This is a genomic window from Flavobacterium sp. KY-23415, from assembly GCF_055384985.1.
Genome location: NZ_AP044001.1, coordinates 2,440,891 through 2,457,918, shown reverse-complemented (window position 1 = coordinate 2,457,918; position 17,028 = coordinate 2,440,891). Strand labels below are relative to the sequence as shown.

16 protein-coding genes are annotated in these 17,028 nt (G+C 29.9%); 9 read left to right on the top strand and 7 right to left on the bottom strand.

The genetic code is table 11. The features are described from left to right. Window positions 1–52 precede the first annotated feature (52 nt). Both ACZ49Z_RS10635 and xrtF read right to left on the bottom strand, forming a co-directional pair. Window positions 53–499, bottom strand: a complete 447-nt coding sequence (locus ACZ49Z_RS10635; protein WP_464304301.1) for an exosortase F system-associated membrane protein — start codon at window positions 497–499, stop codon at window positions 53–55. Beyond that, entirely contained in the window at window positions 483–1,034 is a 552-nt protein-coding gene (gene xrtF / locus ACZ49Z_RS10630; RefSeq protein ID WP_464304300.1) for an exosortase family protein XrtF, read from the bottom strand. Before xrtF ends, ACZ49Z_RS10635 begins: the two co-directional genes overlap by 17 nt. Before the next feature lie 75 nt (window positions 1,035–1,109). Here xrtF and ACZ49Z_RS10625 point away from each other — a divergent pair, with 75 nt between their 5' ends. The 7 genes from ACZ49Z_RS10625 to ACZ49Z_RS10595 all read left to right on the top strand — a co-directional run bounded on the left by ACZ49Z_RS10625 (window position 1,110) and on the right by ACZ49Z_RS10595 (window position 10,730). Further along, window positions 1,110–1,565: a GAF domain-containing protein gene (locus ACZ49Z_RS10625; protein ID WP_464304299.1), complete on the top strand. Its 456-nt coding sequence runs from the start codon at window positions 1,110–1,112 to the stop codon at window positions 1,563–1,565. Window positions 1,566–1,658: 93 nt separating this feature from the next. Continuing rightward, complete coding sequence (gene rpsO, locus ACZ49Z_RS10620) at window positions 1,659–1,928, top strand: 30S ribosomal protein S15 (protein WP_464304298.1); 270 nt, start codon at window positions 1,659–1,661, stop codon at window positions 1,926–1,928. 137 nt (window positions 1,929–2,065) lie between these two features. After that, window positions 2,066–4,234: a polyribonucleotide nucleotidyltransferase gene (locus ACZ49Z_RS10615; protein ID WP_464304297.1), complete on the top strand. Its 2,169-nt coding sequence runs from the start codon at window positions 2,066–2,068 to the stop codon at window positions 4,232–4,234. Window positions 4,235–4,437: 203 nt separating this feature from the next. Then, on the top strand, window positions 4,438–5,145 hold the full coding sequence (locus ACZ49Z_RS10610) for a hypothetical protein (protein ID WP_464304296.1): 708 nt from the start codon (window positions 4,438–4,440) through the stop codon (window positions 5,143–5,145). Further along, window positions 5,145–7,904 (top strand): TonB-dependent receptor, encoded by a 2,760-nt coding sequence (locus ACZ49Z_RS10605; protein ID WP_464304295.1) that lies wholly within the window; start codon window positions 5,145–5,147, stop codon window positions 7,902–7,904. The genes ACZ49Z_RS10610 and ACZ49Z_RS10605 overlap by 1 nt, the downstream gene beginning before the upstream one ends. A gap of 4 nt (window positions 7,905–7,908) precedes the next feature. Then, entirely contained in the window at window positions 7,909–9,093 is a 1,185-nt protein-coding gene (locus ACZ49Z_RS10600) for a DUF4249 domain-containing protein (protein WP_464304294.1), read from the top strand. Continuing rightward, entirely contained in the window at window positions 9,090–10,730 is a 1,641-nt protein-coding gene (locus ACZ49Z_RS10595; RefSeq protein WP_464304293.1) for a hypothetical protein, read from the top strand. Before ACZ49Z_RS10600 ends, ACZ49Z_RS10595 begins: the two co-directional genes overlap by 4 nt. A gap of 9 nt (window positions 10,731–10,739) precedes the next feature. Here ACZ49Z_RS10595 and ACZ49Z_RS10590 read toward each other — a convergent pair whose 3' ends face one another. The 4 genes from ACZ49Z_RS10590 to ACZ49Z_RS10575 are packed head-to-tail and all read right to left on the bottom strand — an operon-like array spanning window position 10,740 to window position 13,385. Then, complete coding sequence (locus tag ACZ49Z_RS10590) at window positions 10,740–11,396, bottom strand: hypothetical protein (RefSeq protein ID WP_464304292.1); 657 nt, start codon at window positions 11,394–11,396, stop codon at window positions 10,740–10,742. A 35-nt stretch (window positions 11,397–11,431) separates the two neighbouring features. Beyond that, window positions 11,432–12,121, bottom strand: a complete 690-nt coding sequence (locus ACZ49Z_RS10585; protein ID WP_464304291.1) for an LA_2272 family surface repeat-containing protein — start codon at window positions 12,119–12,121, stop codon at window positions 11,432–11,434. 1 nt (window position 12,122) lies between these two features. Beyond that, window positions 12,123–12,305, bottom strand: coding sequence for a hypothetical protein (locus tag ACZ49Z_RS10580; protein WP_464304290.1), 183 nt, complete (start codon window positions 12,303–12,305; stop codon window positions 12,123–12,125). Window positions 12,306–12,311: 6 nt separating this feature from the next. Further along, complete coding sequence (locus ACZ49Z_RS10575) at window positions 12,312–13,385, bottom strand: fatty acid desaturase family protein (RefSeq protein ID WP_464304289.1); 1,074 nt, start codon at window positions 13,383–13,385, stop codon at window positions 12,312–12,314. Window positions 13,386–13,626: 241 nt separating this feature from the next. On the opposite strand from ACZ49Z_RS10575, the gene ACZ49Z_RS10570 reads away from it, so the two are divergent. Both ACZ49Z_RS10570 and ACZ49Z_RS10565 read left to right on the top strand, forming a co-directional pair. Beyond that, complete coding sequence (locus ACZ49Z_RS10570; protein WP_464304288.1) at window positions 13,627–14,574, top strand: hypothetical protein; 948 nt, start codon at window positions 13,627–13,629, stop codon at window positions 14,572–14,574. Window positions 14,575–14,654: 80 nt separating this feature from the next. Further along, window positions 14,655–15,518 carry a sigma-70 family RNA polymerase sigma factor gene (locus ACZ49Z_RS10565; RefSeq protein WP_045967558.1) on the top strand — a complete coding sequence of 288 codons (864 nt, stop codon included), beginning with the start codon at window positions 14,655–14,657 and terminating at the stop codon, window positions 15,516–15,518. Between the two features lie 217 nt (window positions 15,519–15,735). Here ACZ49Z_RS10565 and ACZ49Z_RS10560 read toward each other — a convergent pair whose 3' ends face one another. Beyond that, a complete protein-coding gene (locus tag ACZ49Z_RS10560; protein WP_464304287.1) occupies window positions 15,736–16,968 on the bottom strand; it encodes a hypothetical protein in 1,233 nt (410 codons plus the stop codon). Window positions 16,969–17,028 lie beyond the last annotated feature (60 nt).

Here is a 17,028-nt window from a genome sequence, read left to right as displayed (position 1 = left end):
TTATCTCGTTAACATTTACTTAAATTTCAACTTTTCTTCTATTTTGAACATTTTATACTTGCTTATTAATTTTCTGAAAATAGAAGGCTGGCAAAAAAAGTAATAGAAAAACAGGTTGAATTAAAAAGCGTCTCACAGAAAACAACAACCAATAATCTGGTTTAACATTAAAGAACAGCAGGCAAAAGAAAACAACAGTCAATATTATAAAAAAAAACAAAAAGAGCCATGTAGAAAAAACGACCCATTTTTTTTCTTCAAACACCAAATAAATAACCCCTAAAGAAAGTGTTGAATTTAATGAAAACCTATATAACAAATGCAAAAACAAGCGAAAACCATCAACTACTGGCAATTGTTTGTTTTCATATTCTGTCCTAAAAAATTGCAAAAAAGGGTCATAAAACAACTTTGTTTCAAAAAGTCGCACCAATATTAATCCACAAACGAGAAGTCCGAGAAAAAATATTTTTTTTCTGTTTTTATTTTTTTTTAACATGCCCAGAAAATTTCATTATCCATAATCCCCATAAAACAAAAACAAATCCATAAATCAACAAAGGAAAAACGGTGCCATGTAAAACCTCTTGATAATCTGGATAATGGTATAATGCATAGGTTAAAAAAGCAATTCTAGCAATATTTAAGACATGCAACAACACTACGCCTAATACTATATATAATAATGTTCGTTTTATTTCTACAGAAAAAGCAAAAACAAAAGCCGCAAATAGAATCATAACACTAACAGCATTGCAACCTTCTATTACTCTTGCTACATATCTATCTTTAAACAGCATTTTAACCGAACCTTCCTTGTCATTAATCACTATCTTAGAATCTTGATTTAAAAATAACAAAAATGAGTTTGTTTGGCTAGCTACATTTTTTGTAATAAAATCTGTTTTTCTTCCGTCCAAAGGACTTTTATACTGATTCAAATATCCTTTATACAAAAAAGAAAAAAGAATATAAAAAAGTAAAAACTTGATTAAAAAAATAAGAAATAGGCGATATTGCACAAAAAGTGACATGGAAGATGTATTTTTAACAAAAATAAATATTTTTTGATGAGAAAGAATAAATACTTTTGCAAAAAATAAGCGAGTATGTCTTTTGAAAATTTAAAACCCGAAGTTACTACAATAATAGAAAATGTAAATTTTTCTAGAGATGAGAAACTAAAAAATATTTGCCAATTATTACAAGATTCCATTTCATATTATAATTGGGTTGGTTTCTATTTTGCAAATCATGAAACCAAAACGCTGCATCTAGGGCCCTATGTAGGAGCAGAAACAGATCATACTGTAATTCCATTTGGAAAAGGAATATGCGGACAAGTAGCTGAATCTAATGCAAATTTTGTTGTTCCAGACGTTACTGCTCAAGACAATTACATTGCTTGTAGCTTTACAGTAAAATCAGAAATTGTTGTTCCTTTATTTGTTAACGGACAAAACATAGGTCAAATAGATATAGATTCTCATGTCATTGACCCTTTTACAGAAGCAGACGAGCGCTTTTTGGAGTTTGTAAATAAACAAGTAGCAACTTTATTTTAACAATAAAATTGTTTATACTAAAAATAAGCTTATATTTGCAGCCGAATTGCAATTATGTAATTCATACATAATAATCATTAAAATAATATTGGCATGTACTTAACTAATGAAGTAAAAGCTGAAATCTTCGCTAAATACGGAGGGAAAGCTAAAAACACAGGATCTGCTGAAGGGCAAATTGCATTGTTCACATTCAGAATTAATCACTTAACAGGACACTTAAAAGCGAATCGTCACGATTACAATACTGAGCGTTCATTAGTGAAACTAGTAGGTAAAAGAAGAAGTCTTCTTGACTACTTAAAGAAAAAGGATATCAACAGATACCGTGAGATTATTAAAGAATTAGGAATTAGAAAATAATCAACTAAAGGGGCTTCGCGCCCCTTTTTGTTTTATAAATAGTAAATAAAAAAGTTTGGTTTTTCATTGGGTTACACACAACTACACTACACACAACAACACAACAGACCCTTTGTTTAATTTAGAATTAAAAAATTATGATTCCAAAAGTATTCCAAGAAGTTATCGATTTAGGTGACGGAAGAAGCATCTCTATCGAAACTGGAAAATTAGCCAAACAAGCAGATGGATCTGTTGTTGTTCGTATGGGCGATGCCATGTTATTAGCAACAGCAGTTTCAGCAAGAACAGCAAATCCTGGAGTAGATTTTCTACCTTTAACAGTAGATTATCGTGAGAAATTTGCTGCAGCAGGACGTTTTCCTGGTGGATTTTTCAAAAGAGAAGCACGTCCTAGTGACAGTGAGGTATTAACAATGCGTCTTGTTGACCGTGTTTTACGTCCTCTTTTCCCAGATGACTACCACGCAGAAACGCAAGTTATGATTCAATTAATGTCTCATGACGAAAATGTTATGCCAGATGCTTTAGCAGGTTTAGCAGCTTCTGCTGCATTAGCTGTTTCAGATATTCCTTTTTATAACTTAATTTCTGAAGTGCGTGTTGCACGCATCGATGGAAATTTTATAATCAACCCAAGCAGAGAACAATTAGCCTTATCTGATATAGATATGATGATTGGTGCTTCTAGAGATTCTGTAGCTATGGTTGAAGGTGAAATGAAAGAAATTTCAGAAGCTGAAATGATAGAAGCAATTAAATTTGCTCATGAAGCAATCAAAATTCAAATTGATGCTCAAGAAAAATTAAGAGCAGCACTTGGATCACCAGCTTACAGAGAGTATGAAGGCGAAGTAGAAGACGAAACCGTTCATGCTAAAATTAAAGCTTTCGCATACGACAAATATTATGCTGTAGCACAAGAAGCTTCTGCTAAAAGTGAAAGAGGTGAAAAATTTGCCGAAATTAAAGAAGAAATCAAAGCATTATTTAGCGAAGAAGAACATGCAGAAAATGCTGATTTAGAAGAGCTAATTGGCAAATACATCTACAAAACACAAAAAGAAGCTATTCGTAATGTAATTCTTGAAAAAGGCACACGTTTAGACGGTAGAAAAACAACTGAAATTCGTCCAATTTGGTGCGAAGTTGATTACTTACCTTCAACACACGGATCTGCAATTTTCACTCGTGGTGAAACACAAGCATTAGCGACAGTAACTTTAGGAACATCTAGAGAAGCAAACGTTATTGATTTACCGTCGGAACAAGGTGAAGAAACATTCTATTTACATTACAACTTCCCTCCTTTCTCAACTGGTGAAGCAAAACCATTAAGAGGAACATCGCGCAGAGAAGTAGGTCATGGAAATTTAGCACAACGTGCGCTTAAAAATATGATTCCTGCTGACTGCCCTTACACAGTACGTGTAGTCTCAGAAGTATTAGAATCGAATGGTTCTTCTTCTATGGCAACAGTATGTTCTGGAACATTAGCCATGATGGACGCTGGTATCCAAATGATTAAACCAGTTTCTGGAATTGCAATGGGATTAATTACAGATGGTAACAATTTTGCTGTCTTATCTGATATATTAGGTGACGAAGATCATTTAGGTGATATGGATTTCAAAGTAACAGGTACTGCAGACGGAATTACTGCTTGTCAAATGGATATTAAAATTGACGGTTTACGTTATGATATCATGGAACAAGCTTTATCGCAAGCAAGAGAAGGACGTTTACACATATTAGGAAAGCTAGTAGAAACTTTAGCACAACCAAGAGCAGAAGTGAAACCAAAAGCACCTAAAATCATTACAAGAACAATCCCTGGAGCATTTATTGGGGCTTTAATTGGACCTGGCGGAAAAGTGATTCAAGAATTACAAAAAGCAACAGGAACTACTATTGTTATCAATGAAGTTGATGAAATGGGAGTTGTTGAAATATTAGGAACAAGTCCTGAAGGAATTGCTACTGTATTAGCTAAAATTGACTCAATTATCTTTAAACCAGAAATGGGAGAAGCATATGAGGTTAAAGTAATTAAAATGTTAGATTTTGGAGCAGTAGTAGAATATACTAAAGCACCAGGAAATGAAGTTTTATTACACGTTTCTGAGTTAGCTTGGGAAAGAACAGAAAATGTTGCTGATGTAGTAAAAATGGGAGACGTATTTGAAGTAAAATATTTAGGAATCGACCCAAAAACACGCAAAGAAAAAGTATCGCGCAAGCAATTATTGCCTCGTCCTCCGAGGGAAGAGAAAAAAATTGAGAAGAAAGACACCCCTCAAGGTTAATTCAATTATTTAATTCATATAAAGCTCCACTTTCATTCATTTGATTGTGGAGTTTTTGTTTTATTTATTAATTATTAACGCAACTATTTTGTTTTTTTTAGACTATATTTTAAATTATTAAATTTTAACATTATATACAGATAAAACCTTACTAGTTATAATAAAAAAACATATATTTATCTGACAAACAAAAAGCAAACAAAATGAAAAACAATAAAAGACTACTTCTTTTCATATTATTTTTTTCTTCTTTATTTATACATTCTCAGTCATCTGAAGAATTAAACAACTATGTTCAATCTAAAACTGGAATCCAAAACTCTTTACTTTATAATGGGATAACATACACTAACAATTATAGGGTACTTTCAACAAAAAATCAATTTTTAAATGAATCATTAGCTTATTCTAAGGGTACTATTTTTACTGAAGGCATTTCATTTACTGATTTAGAAATAAAATATGATGTTTTTTCTCAAGAAATAGTAATTAAACCTGACCCAGAGACTTCTCATCTAGGAATCATAATAAATTCTTCTAAACTTGATGGCTTCAAATTATTCAATAAAACTTTTATTAATATAAGGAACGATAATATAGTAAAAGGCTATTATGAACTTGCTGTTGAATTATCTTTTTTAAAACTACTCATAAAGCACAAAAAAGATAAAATAAGAAAACTTAACGAGAAAACTATTCATTACGAATTTGAAAACAAGTATGAATATGCAATAATCAATGACAATAAATACTTTATTGTAAACTCTAAAAAAAATTGGATTGAAATTTATCCAAAATTCAAAAAAGAAATTAAACAATTTTATTCTTCCAACAAATCATTAGAAAAAAAAGAAGAAATAGTGTTCATGAAAAAATTAGCACAATACATTAATAATTTAAACATACAGTAATGAAAAAAAAGTTTCTATTTACTTACCTGTTTATAGTATTTACTTCTCATTTTTTTGCTCAAAAAGTCGAAGAAAAAAAATTTTCTTTTTCTTTTGAAAACAAAACCATTTATGAATGCTTTATTACAATTGAACATGAAACAAAACAAAAATTCTATTACTATGAAAAATGGGAAGATTTAGGTAAAATTATCAATTTAACTTTTAATGAAGAGAATCTTGAAACTGTTTTAAATACTATCTTTAAAGACACAAACCTCAATTTTTTTAGAGATAAAAACAAGTTTATTATTACTCAAAATAACTTTATATATACTGATCTAAATCTTGATTTAATAGCAAAAGATAGTGTTTTAAATGAAAATAAAGCTAAGCCACTTTTCTTTGAAAAAATAACAAACAATCAAGAGTCTGAGTCTGAACGTATAATAATAATTGGAAAGCAGGACAAAATTATTAACAAAAAAAGCCATGTTCTTGATGGCGTTATTACTGACTCAAAAACAAATAATCCAATTTCAGGTGCTGTAATAAACATTACTAATAGAAACAAAAAAACGGAAACGGATATTGATGGTTACTTTAGAATTGAGCTTCCTGACGGACTAAATATTATTGAAATAATAAGTATGTCTTACAAAAAGATTAGTAGTAAAATAATTTTAAAAAAAGATGCAACTTTAAATTATCAATTAAAAGAAAACATTACTCTTTTAAATGAAGTAATTGTTCAAAAAGAGAAAAACAAAGAGATTAAAACTATAGCTAGTGGCGTAACAACCTTTAATGTAGAAAAAGCAAAAAATGTTCCTTTAGTATTAGGAGAAAGAGACATTATTAAATTAGCCTTAGCTCTTCCTGGAATTAAAGCTGCTAGCGAAGGTTCCTCTGGAATAAATGTTAGAGGAGGAAAAGATGATCAAAATTTATTCCTTTTAGATAATGCTACAATTTATAATCCTTCACATTTTTTCGGCTTTTTCAGCTCTGTAAATCCCTATTTAGTTAATGAAGTAAATATATATAAAGGTCATATTCCTGCAGAATTTGGCGGTCGAATAGCATCCGTTTTTGAGATCAATTCAAAAGAGGGAAACTATGAAAAATTTAAAGGAGAAGGCGGAATTGGCCCTGTAACTTCAAATATCACTTTTACTACTCCAATACTAAAAGAAAAATCTACCCTAATTGCAGGTGCCAGAGCAACCTATTCTAAGTGGATTTTAAAACAATTAGACAACAAAGACTTAAACAAAAGCGATGCAAGTTTTTATGATGCCTATTTAAAATACAAACACAAAATAAACGAAAACAACACTTTAGAAGCAAGTGCCTACTACAGTAAAGATAAATTTAATATTTCATCAGATTCTTTATATAATTATTCTAACAGTGCATTTTCTTTAAACTGGAAACATAATTTCAATAAAAAGAATATTTCTAATTTTCAATTAATCAATAGTAATTATGCTTTTGGCATTGATTATGTCGCTGATAATTTAGAATCATTTAACTACGATTTCAATATCAATGAAACTAAATTCATTTTTAAAAATGTATATTTCTATAACGAAAAACATAAATTTAGCTATGGTTTAAATTCAACACTCTATCAATTGAACCCCGGTGAACTTATACCTATTGACGAAAATTCTTTACTTACTTATAGAAAAACAAACGACGAAAAAGGACTGGAGAGCGCAATTTTTATAAATGATGAATATTCAGCGAGCAAAAAATTATCTTTCAATCTCGGATTACGATATTCTTCATTCTTAGCATTAGGTCCAGCCACGCAAACTATTTACAGTTCTGGTGCATCAACTAGTTCTGGAAACATTGAAGAAATTAGAAATTATAGAAAAAATGAAGTTATAAAAAATTATAACGGTTTAGAATACCGTTTTGGGTCACGTTTCATGTTTAATGAGACCTTTTCAGTAAAATTAGCATACACTTCCAACTACCAATATTTACACAAATTATCATCAAACACTACGCAATCACCAACTGACACATGGAAATTAGCCGATTTAAATATTAAACCTGCCTTTGGTCAGCAGTTATCTTTAGGATTTTTCAAAAGTTTAAAAGATGACCTTTATCAAGTTAGTCTTGAAGGATATTATAAAAAAACTGAAAACTTTTTAGACTTTAAAGTAGGATCCGATTTATTATTCAGTGAATCTATAGAACGAGATGCGATTCAAGGAAAAGGAAAAGCTTATGGAGTTGAATTGCTATTAAAAAAACCCGAAGGAAGATTAAACGGATGGATTGGATATACTTACTCTAGATCTTTAATACAATTAAATGGAGACACTCCAGATAAGATTGTAAATAATGGAAGTTATTTTGCTTCTAATTTTGACAAACCTCATGATTTCAACACAATCCTAAATTATAAATTCACAAAAAGATATAGTGCTTCATTTAATTTCACCTACCAAACAGGAAGACCTATAACCTATCCTGTCGGAACTTACACCTACGGGAACGCTCAATATACTTTATATAGCGACCGAAATAAATTCAGAATACCCGATTATTACCGTGTTGACATCGGAATTAATATTGAAGGAAATCATAAAATAAAAAAACCTTATCATAGTTTTTGGAATATATCAGTCTATAATTTGTTAGGAAGAAATAATCCTCATTCCATATTCTTTATTACTGATAACGGACAGATAAAAGCCTATAAAACAAGTATTTTCTCCTATCCTGTTCCAACTATTACCTATAATTTTAAATTTTAGCATCATGAAATTAAAACATCTATTCTATTTAATTTTCATCATAACGATAAGCTGTACGGAACCTTATACTTTAGAAACTGAAAATTTTGAAGACTTACTTGTTGTTGAGGCAACTGTCACAAATGAGTACAAAAAACAAACAGTAAAGTTATCTAGAACGATACCCCTAGAACAGAATACTCCAAAAATTGAACATGGAGCTAACGTAAAAATAACAACAAATACAGGTTTAGAGTTCCTTTTTATTGAAGAGAATGATATTTATGTTTCTATTGAAGAGTTTAAAATAGAACCCAATATAAACTACACGCTACACATTCAAACTTCCAATGGGAACACATACATCTCTTCCAATGAGACTATGCCAACAGCCATTGAAATAGAATCTTTAAATGCCATACAAAAAACGGAGAATGACATTCTTGGAGTAGCAATAAATATCAATTCAACAGACCCAACAAATACAGCAAAATACTACAGATATGAATTTGAAGAAACTTATAAAATTATCCCACCATTTTGGAGTCCAAATAAATTAGAAATTGGTCCAAATGAAGAATTAATTGTTTCACCAAGAACAACAGAAACCAAAATTTGTTATAGCTCTGATTTTTCAAAAACAATCAATATTAACACAACTGAAAACCAAAATAACGATATCATTAACAATTATAGAGTTCACTTTTTACCGAAAAATAGTCCAAAAATAACAAACAGATATAGCATACTTGCAAAACAATACATTTTAACTCCAAATGCATACTCTTTTTATAAAACACTAAAAAGCCTCTCTTCAACTGGAAGTTTATTATCTCAAGTTCAACCTGGATTTATAAAAGGAAACATCAAAAACACAAACAATCCAGATGAGAAAATAGTAGGCTACTTCGATGTCTGCACAATTTCAAAGAAAAGAATATTTTTTAATTTTGATGACCTATTCCCTTTAGAAAGTTCCTCTAGTTATTTCTATGAATGCGACATAGAAGATTATGATAGTAACTTTGCTACACTTGCTCCTTTTAGCCCTTATTTTGGAGCACGAAATCAATTAATATTCGGAGTAACCAACAACATTATTATATATTACAACCATGATTCAGAAACTGGAATATACCTTATGATTTCCCCTCCCTGTGGTGACTGTACAACATTTTCGTCTAATATTGAACCTGATTTTTGGCAATGAGAAAACATATAACAATAGTATTATTAATACTACAGCATTTTGCTTTTAGTCAGATTGTTGATTTACAAAATTATACTGAAAAAATCACATTAATTACTAATACGAAAACGATTATTACTGGTGAAAAATTATTGTATTCTCTCTTTTGCATAGATTCAAACAACAAACTAAGTGAATTAAGTAAAGTTGCCTACGTAACTTGTATTAACCAAGCGGGGCAAGAAGTTTTTTCTCACAAACATTATCTAAATAAAAGTACAGATAATGGTTCATTTTTTATTCCTTCAGAATTGAATACTGGCAATTATAAACTAATTGCCTATACAAAATGGATGTTAAATAAAGATATATCAAATTATACCGAGCAAGATTTACTTATCATTAACCCTTATTTAAAACCCGACATAGAACATATTTTTTTCAAAGATGAAATAGATTCAACTGGTTCCTTTTCAAAAAAATTAGCCATCAACAAAAAATTTAGTAAAAGAGAAACGATTAATTTTAGTGAATTATCCACTGATATTGACGGCGATTTTGTAATCTCTATTAGAAAAACTAACGAGATTAATATTGAAGAAGAAATAATTAAAAACGCAAACGACCATCTAAACAGTAAAAATGAATTCCTAATTTTACCCGAAACAAAAGGAGAAATAATTTCAGGTAAAATAATTAGTTCTGACAATCAATTACCTTTAAACAAAATCGGTATTGCATTAACAGACAAAGGAAATAATGAATATTTAAACACAACAATAACCAATGACAAAGGAGCTTTTTATTTCATTTTGCCTAAACCTTTACACAGTAACAACATTACAATTGAAGCTATTACAAAAAACAATAACTATACTATAATCTTGGATCCAAAAATTAAACCAATTTATAAAAAAAACAATAACGGAACCATCTATTTAAAAAAAGGATACCATTCAGAAATAAAGAATAGAGCTATTGCTGCACAAATTGAAAACGGATATTATGAAATAAAGAAAGATAGCTCCGTTCTTAGGCCAAAAGAGAACATTATCAATCATGAACTTTTACAGGTTTTTGATTTAAATAACATTACTCGATTTCAAACACTTAAAGAATTTATTATTGAAGTAATTAACCAAGTATATTTTACCGAAAAAAACGGTGATTTCAAACTACATTTTAGAAATAGTGACATTAATTTTGAAGTAAATGAAGACCCTTTGACTATTGTTGACGGAACTCTAATTCTAAATACTAACGACCTTTTAAAAGTTGAATTTAGTAAAGTTACAACAATATCCATTTACAACAAACCTTATTATTTTGGAAACAAATTATACAGCGGATTGTTCTTTATTACTACTTCAGACAATCATTTTACAGATGTTAGTAATCTAAATAAGAAAATAAATTTAGACTATAACATTCCTGTTTTAAAAGAAATAAATTATTTCCCAGATTATAAAAATAATGAAAATTTAGATAAAATTCCTGATTATAGAATTCAATTATATTGGAAAACAAATGTTTCTTCTTTAAAATATCCAATTGAGTTTTCTACTTCTGATGTTGAGGGAGATTATGAAATTTCTATAAATGGCTATAGCAATAAAGGGGAATATATTCATAAAAAGAGTTATTTTAGAGTAGAATAAAATAACTCTTTAAATTTTATAACTAATAAACAAGGAAAAAGCGCTGTTCCCGAAACTTCTTTCAATTCGTTTTGTGAACCAATTATAGGGCATAAAATTATATTGAACACTTAAACCTATTCGTTTTCTAGTAAATCCAATTCCTTGACTAAGAAAAGGAGACATTAAAGCCTTCGAGTTTGTATCGATTATAGTTTCTGAGTTTCCATCTTCATTTATTCGAGTGCCAGAAGTATTCTCTGGACTTTCCTTGTCTTCAAAAAACAAAAAATTAAATCCAATTCCAGATGTCCATTCTACTATAAATTCTTTTTTAAACAACAAAAAATTATAATGTTTATTTATCTTGGTTAGCGCTATAAACCCAAATGATTTTGAACGAGTAGCATAAATTGAGTCTCTTCCATAATAAGTAAATTCTTTTGAGCCCTCCGGAAAATAACCTTTAAAGCCAACATCTACAATATCCTTATGAGCAGCTTTTATTCTATAATACACTCCAATTTCTTTAGAAACATCCATTTTATTAGATAAATTTCCAACTGGAACAAACAAACCAGCTTCAACTCTAAACCTATCTATTTTAACACTATCAATTTCATAAATCTGTGCTTGCATTTGCGTGAAAATTATTAACAGAAAAGTCGTTACAATATATCGTTTCATAATTATTATTTTTAAAAGAATAACGAATTGTACGTTTACCAATTTATAATTGGCATTGATCTTTTATCATTTACATTCCAAAATCCCAATTGCAATCCTTTTCCCTTATTTGTTAAATTAATTAAGCCAATTTGAATTCCTTTAATATCTTTACTTTTATTCAAGACGCCCAACTGAATGCCCTTTAACACTTCAGAATTATTAAAAACTCCCAATTGAAGACCATTAGCAACCTTTGAGTAATTTGACATAGCAAAAAAAAGTCCCTTTGCACTTTCGCACGAATTAGCAAAACTACTAAGATGCATTCCATTTAATACCGTAGCATAATTATACGCTAAATTGAGAGACAATCCGTTAACTGCATGATTTGTGTTTAAAAATGAAATACACAAACCATTTATTTTCCCTTCCTGTCTATTTCCTGTACTTAAATGGAGTCCATTAACTACAAAAGCTTCTTTAACTGAAAAATCACTTGGTCCTGCAAAGAGAAAATACAAAAACGAGAGAGGATTCATCTCAAGATTGAATCCATTTACTTTTAAAATTGTACCTTCATTAAACACATCTATACCTAATCCAAAAGCCATACCGTTCACTTTTTCAATTCCGTTTTGCTTTGGTGTAAAGGCAAAAACTCTTGTTATAGGCTTCACTAATGTATCTTGAGAGAATAACATACCGCTAATCATCATTACTATAAATAGTATATAATTTCTCATTTTATTTTTCTTTGATATTAAACTTCTTTTTGACACCAATTTCATCCTTATAGTTCTCTAAAAACAAGAAACACTTAGTTTGTAATCTATTTATTCTAAAGGAATATAAAATCAAATCTGAAGCACAAGAATTTTCAAAATCATCATTAAGCTTATCCCCGATTTTTTTAATTATCTTTTTCATTTCTTTCTATTTTAATTGCCCCATTCTGTACAAATGTTTAAAGTGAGAAAACATCATCTCTAGCAATGTTTTATGATGATATGGCAAATTATACTCACTTGTCGTCTCTCTTATTATCTGATTAATCTCTTTATAGTTTACATGACAAATATTTGGAAACAAATGATGCGCAGCATGACAATTGGAGCCACCACTGAAAAATCTTGCCCAACTTTTATCCGCGTTCCAATCGCAACTAGTATACAATTGATGCACCGCCCAAGAATGTTCTAAATTTTCCCCAACAGGTTCGGGGTAATTCGCTTCTTCAAAAAAATGTGTCCCTACCAACATTATTATAAAAATTAACGATGTAAAAGCACTTGCCGTTAAATAACTAGTCAAAACAAAACTCCAACTAAACATCGAGAAAGAAATAGGTATTATTAAAACTAAAGAAAAATAAAAAATTTTATATAGAAAAAACCTACCGTATAATTCTGTTTTTGAAAACCCTTTCTTCATCCAGTGATACTCTTTAGAAAACAGATACACCCAATCACTCACAAAAACAGAATGTAACAAAGTAAACATATAAACAATTGGTGCATAATATACTTGGAATTGATGTTTGGGCTGCCATGGATGAGTTGGACTCAATCTTAAAAAAGGATTCTTGTCAATATCGATATCACTTCCCTCCACGTTTGCATATAAATGATGTGAGCGAATATGACGCAAACCCCAAAGCATTGGATCAATTCCAACTGTAAGAAAACTATAAAAATGTAATACACTGTTTTTCTTCTTACTTCTAAAAGCTGTGTTATGACTAGCATCATGCCCAAGGCTAAAACCAATTAAGAGTCCAGACAACTGAAAAATTAAATACAAAAACCAAAATTCAACTTTAGAAATAGTATTTATAAAAAGTAGAGAATATGAGAGATAACATACGAAAGACCAAAATAAACCTTTCACCCAAAATTGTCTTGTACCATAATGAATAGTCTCATTATTCAATTTTGCATATACTCTCTCTTTTAAGCTTAAAAAAAACAGCTTCTCTACTTCTGATTTATTAAAATATTTTGCTTTCATCTTTTTAAAAATTATTTTTAACGATAACATATAGCACCGCTCTTTATTGATTAGTATTTACTTTACTATATACAGTTATTTTCAAATGTGTTCGGCAAGCTTTATTGGTTTACAACAAACATATCTTCAATAACAAATTCATATATAATATCTTAAATTACAGTTCAAAACTAACGCATTAATCACAAACAAATTTGCATTAAATAATAATTTTTATATTTATATTTGTGAAAATCACAAAATGAAAAATCAAGAATTATTGCTTAAAACAATACAGAAGAAAGTTCTAGACAAATCATTACTCGAAGAAATTTCCAAAGTTTTAGGCATCAGCTATGATGCATCGCATAGAAGAGTTTCACTAAAGAGTAAATTTTCGATTGACGAAACAATCCTATTATGTCAACATTACTCCATTTCTATGGATGAATTATATTGCAATAAAAACCACTTAATAATTGAAAAAACAAAAAAAATTGAAACACTTTATGATTTTAAAAATTATTTTGAAAAAACAAATCAAATACTTTCAACTATAAACCCAAAAAAAGCTACCGTATATTATGCTGCAAAAGATATTCCTATGAATTATGCCGTTGCTGGAACTGTTTTTTCTAAGTTTAAATTTTTCATTTGGTTTAATTTATTAAATAAAGAACAAACATCTAGTTATGAGGAATTCATTTTTGAAGAATCTATAATGAGTGAAAATATTCCTCTAAAAAAATTCTTTGAAGATGCAAAAAGAGTTGAAATATGGAACGATACAACAATCAACAGTTCTCTTCAACAAGTAAATTATTTTTTTGAAGCTGGGTTACTTAACTATAAAAACGCAATTAATATTATTGAGGACTTAGACACAATAATAAAAAAAATTGAAGAACAATGTGAGTTAGATTCTGAAAAATTTCAACTTTATTATAATGAACTCTTAATCTTAAATAATTCTGCTTTATTCTCTTCCGAAGAAAAATCATCTTTTTTCTTACCCTATAATGCAATTGGTTATTATGTTACTTCAGACAAAAAAACCTGTGAAGAACAACAAAAATATATTCTAAATCAATTATATAATTCAAAATCACTAAATCAATCTGGCAAAAAGGATCGAAAAATATTCTTCAATAAAATGTATCAAAAAATAGACTTTTACAAGAACAAAATAAAAAACTTTATAGCTGAATAATTTTTTTTATTTTTTTTGTAACTTTTTTGTAACATCTTACGTATAACAAACAGAACACTTAAAATTAAGAGGGAAAATAAATGAGACAGCTCAAAATTACCAAGCAGGTAACGAATCGTGAAACTGCTTCCTTAGACAAATACCTACAAGAAATTGGGAAAGTTGACCTTATTACTGCAGATGAAGAAGTAGAACTAGCACAGCGCATAAAAGCAGGTGATCAACGTGCACTAGAGAAGCTAACAAAAGCTAATTTACGTTTCGTAGTATCGGTTGCTAAACAATACCAAAATCAAGGACTTACCCTACCCGATTTAATTAACGAAGGAAATCTTGGACTTATTAAAGCAGCACAACGTTTCGATGAAACTCGTGGTTTTAAATTCATTTCTTATGCTGTTTGGTGGATTCGTCAGTCGATTCTTCAAGCATTAGCAGAACAATCTCGTATTGTGCGTTTACCATTAAACAAAATTGGATCGATTAATAAAATTAACAAAATGTATGCCTTACTAGAGCAATCTAGTGAGCGCGCTCCTTCTGCTGAAGAAATTGCAAAAGAACTAGACATGACGGTTAATGATGTGAAAGAGTCTATGAAAAACTCTGGTCGTCATTTGTCAATGGACGCTCCTCTTGTTGAAGGTGAAGATTCTAACCTTTATGACGTTTTACGTTCTGGTGAATCTCCAAACCCAGACAGAGAGTTAATACATGAATCTTTACAAACCGAAATTGAAAGAGCTTTAGAAACATTAACTCCAAGAGAAGCTGATGTGGTTCGTTTGTATTTTGGTTTAGGAGACCAACACCCAATGACTCTTGAAGAAATTGGAGAAACTTTCGATTTAACTCGTGAGCGTGTTCGTCAAATTAAAGAAAAAGCTATTCGAAGATTAAAGCATACTTCTAGAAGTAAGATATTAAAAACCTATTTAGGATAATAAACCTAAATAACAACAACAACAGTTTCAATAACTGTTCGTTTTTTGATTGATGATTGAAACCACGGCTGATTACCGTGGTTTTTTATTTCAATTATCAACCAAAAAATATTTTAACTCTTTTACAATGCTACAATTAGTTGGATTTATTTTAAGAAATAAAAAAACGAGTATAACCTTTTCGTTATACTCGTTCTTTTATTTTAACTACTCTATATTATCTAATTTGCAACCAATTTGTTCCGTCTGATTGAATTTGAATCAAAGTAGCACTGGCTAATACAGTTACACTAGCATTTGATAAATTCCTGTAAGCGCTAATACTTAACGCACCTCCAGAAGTATTTCTAATACAATAAATTCTACCAACACATGTTGATGCAGGAGGTAAAGTTACTGTCCCCGAAACACCTGGGCGCAAAACAACAGTATAATGTGTGTCATTTATTACTGGATTTGGACTTGAAAAATTAGTTATACTATTAGATTGAGAGCCTACAACTTGAAATGTTGAATTTGCAACAGCTCCAGAAGTATTTATTCCAACTCTAACACTAGTGTTCAATCCAGTACCTTGCATACGCATCATTTCTACATAGGTAGCTGTATTATAATTATATTTCTTAAAAACAATTGGCTCGTTTCCATCATCTCCAATTTGAAACTCTAATGATCCATTATTAGATGTTCCTGCTGAACCTAAACTAAAAAAGTCAGTCCCTGCTGCACTTCCTTTTAATTTAAAATTCCCATCATTATCTACAAAAAATAATGGTTTATAAAAAGACGCCCCTGGTGCTTCAAACTGCAATGCACTCTTTAAATGTGTCACTTTTTGGTTAGGATCTGTATAATCTGTAATTCCTTGAACCAACCCTAAAGTACCTCTATTTCCAAACTCTAACACATTTTGATTATTAGATCGCAATTGCATTTTAACATCATCAATTGTTCCTAAAAAATTAGTGCTTGGATTTGTTCCACTATTCCCTCCTAACAACCAATTTTGACTAGACACATCATTCGAAGGTATCCATTCTGTTCCATTGAATCTAAGTATTTGGTTAGTCGTTGGTGCAACAGTTGAAATTGGTACATTTTGTAATGCAGTAACCACATTACTACCTATACTTCCTTTAACATCTCCATTCAATGTTGTACCACTATCTAGCACAAGATTCCAATTACTTCCTTTCCATTGATAGATTCCTTCTGTAGTTAAACCTCCTAAACCAGTATTATAAACAATTAATCCATTTGCTGGTGTAGTAATTGTTGTTACATCTGTAGCAGAATTTAATGCTACTCTGGGTAATAAAAACCCTTTCGATGTTGACTCCAGATGCAAAATTGCAGAAGGATCTGGTGCTGTAGTCCCAATTCCTACCTGTGCATTTGAAATAAAAGAAAAAAATATAAGATTAGCTAATAAAGTAAATTTTAGTCTCATTTTAGTAAAATGTGTTTTGTTGTAATAGTGTGAAGAATATTTTTGCTTAATTGACAACAT

Excerpts from the sequence above, each read along its gene's own strand:
- ACZ49Z_RS10595 (WP_464304293.1), top strand. The coding sequence starts at position 9,090 with ATGAGAAAACATATAACAATAGTATTATTAATACTACAGCATTTTGCT.
- ACZ49Z_RS10585 (WP_464304291.1), bottom strand. The coding sequence starts at position 12,121 with ATGAGAAATTATATACTATTTATAGTAATGATGATTAGCGGTATGTTA.
- ACZ49Z_RS10590 (WP_464304292.1), bottom strand. The coding sequence starts at position 11,396 with ATGAAACGATATATTGTAACGACTTTTCTGTTAATAATTTTCACGCAA.
- ACZ49Z_RS10625 (WP_464304299.1), top strand. The coding sequence starts at position 1,110 with ATGTCTTTTGAAAATTTAAAACCCGAAGTTACTACAATAATAGAAAAT.
- ACZ49Z_RS10560 (WP_464304287.1), bottom strand. The coding sequence starts at position 16,968 with ATGAGACTAAAATTTACTTTATTAGCTAATCTTATATTTTTTTCTTTT.
- ACZ49Z_RS10565 (WP_045967558.1), top strand. The coding sequence starts at position 14,655 with ATGAGACAGCTCAAAATTACCAAGCAGGTAACGAATCGTGAAACTGCT.
- ACZ49Z_RS10605 (WP_464304295.1), top strand. The coding sequence starts at position 5,145 with ATGAAAAAAAAGTTTCTATTTACTTACCTGTTTATAGTATTTACTTCT.
- ACZ49Z_RS10570 (WP_464304288.1), top strand. The coding sequence starts at position 13,627 with ATGAAAAATCAAGAATTATTGCTTAAAACAATACAGAAGAAAGTTCTA.
- xrtF (WP_464304300.1), bottom strand. The coding sequence starts at position 1,034 with ATGTCACTTTTTGTGCAATATCGCCTATTTCTTATTTTTTTAATCAAG.
- ACZ49Z_RS10580 (WP_464304290.1), bottom strand. The coding sequence starts at position 12,305 with ATGAAAAAGATAATTAAAAAAATCGGGGATAAGCTTAATGATGATTTT.
- ACZ49Z_RS10635 (WP_464304301.1), bottom strand. The coding sequence starts at position 499 with ATGTTAAAAAAAAATAAAAACAGAAAAAAAATATTTTTTCTCGGACTT.
- ACZ49Z_RS10615 (WP_464304297.1), top strand. The coding sequence starts at position 2,066 with ATGATTCCAAAAGTATTCCAAGAAGTTATCGATTTAGGTGACGGAAGA.
- ACZ49Z_RS10600 (WP_464304294.1), top strand. The coding sequence starts at position 7,909 with ATGAAATTAAAACATCTATTCTATTTAATTTTCATCATAACGATAAGC.
- ACZ49Z_RS10575 (WP_464304289.1), bottom strand. The coding sequence starts at position 13,385 with ATGAAAGCAAAATATTTTAATAAATCAGAAGTAGAGAAGCTGTTTTTT.
- rpsO (WP_464304298.1), top strand. The coding sequence starts at position 1,659 with ATGTACTTAACTAATGAAGTAAAAGCTGAAATCTTCGCTAAATACGGA.
- ACZ49Z_RS10610 (WP_464304296.1), top strand. The coding sequence starts at position 4,438 with ATGAAAAACAATAAAAGACTACTTCTTTTCATATTATTTTTTTCTTCT.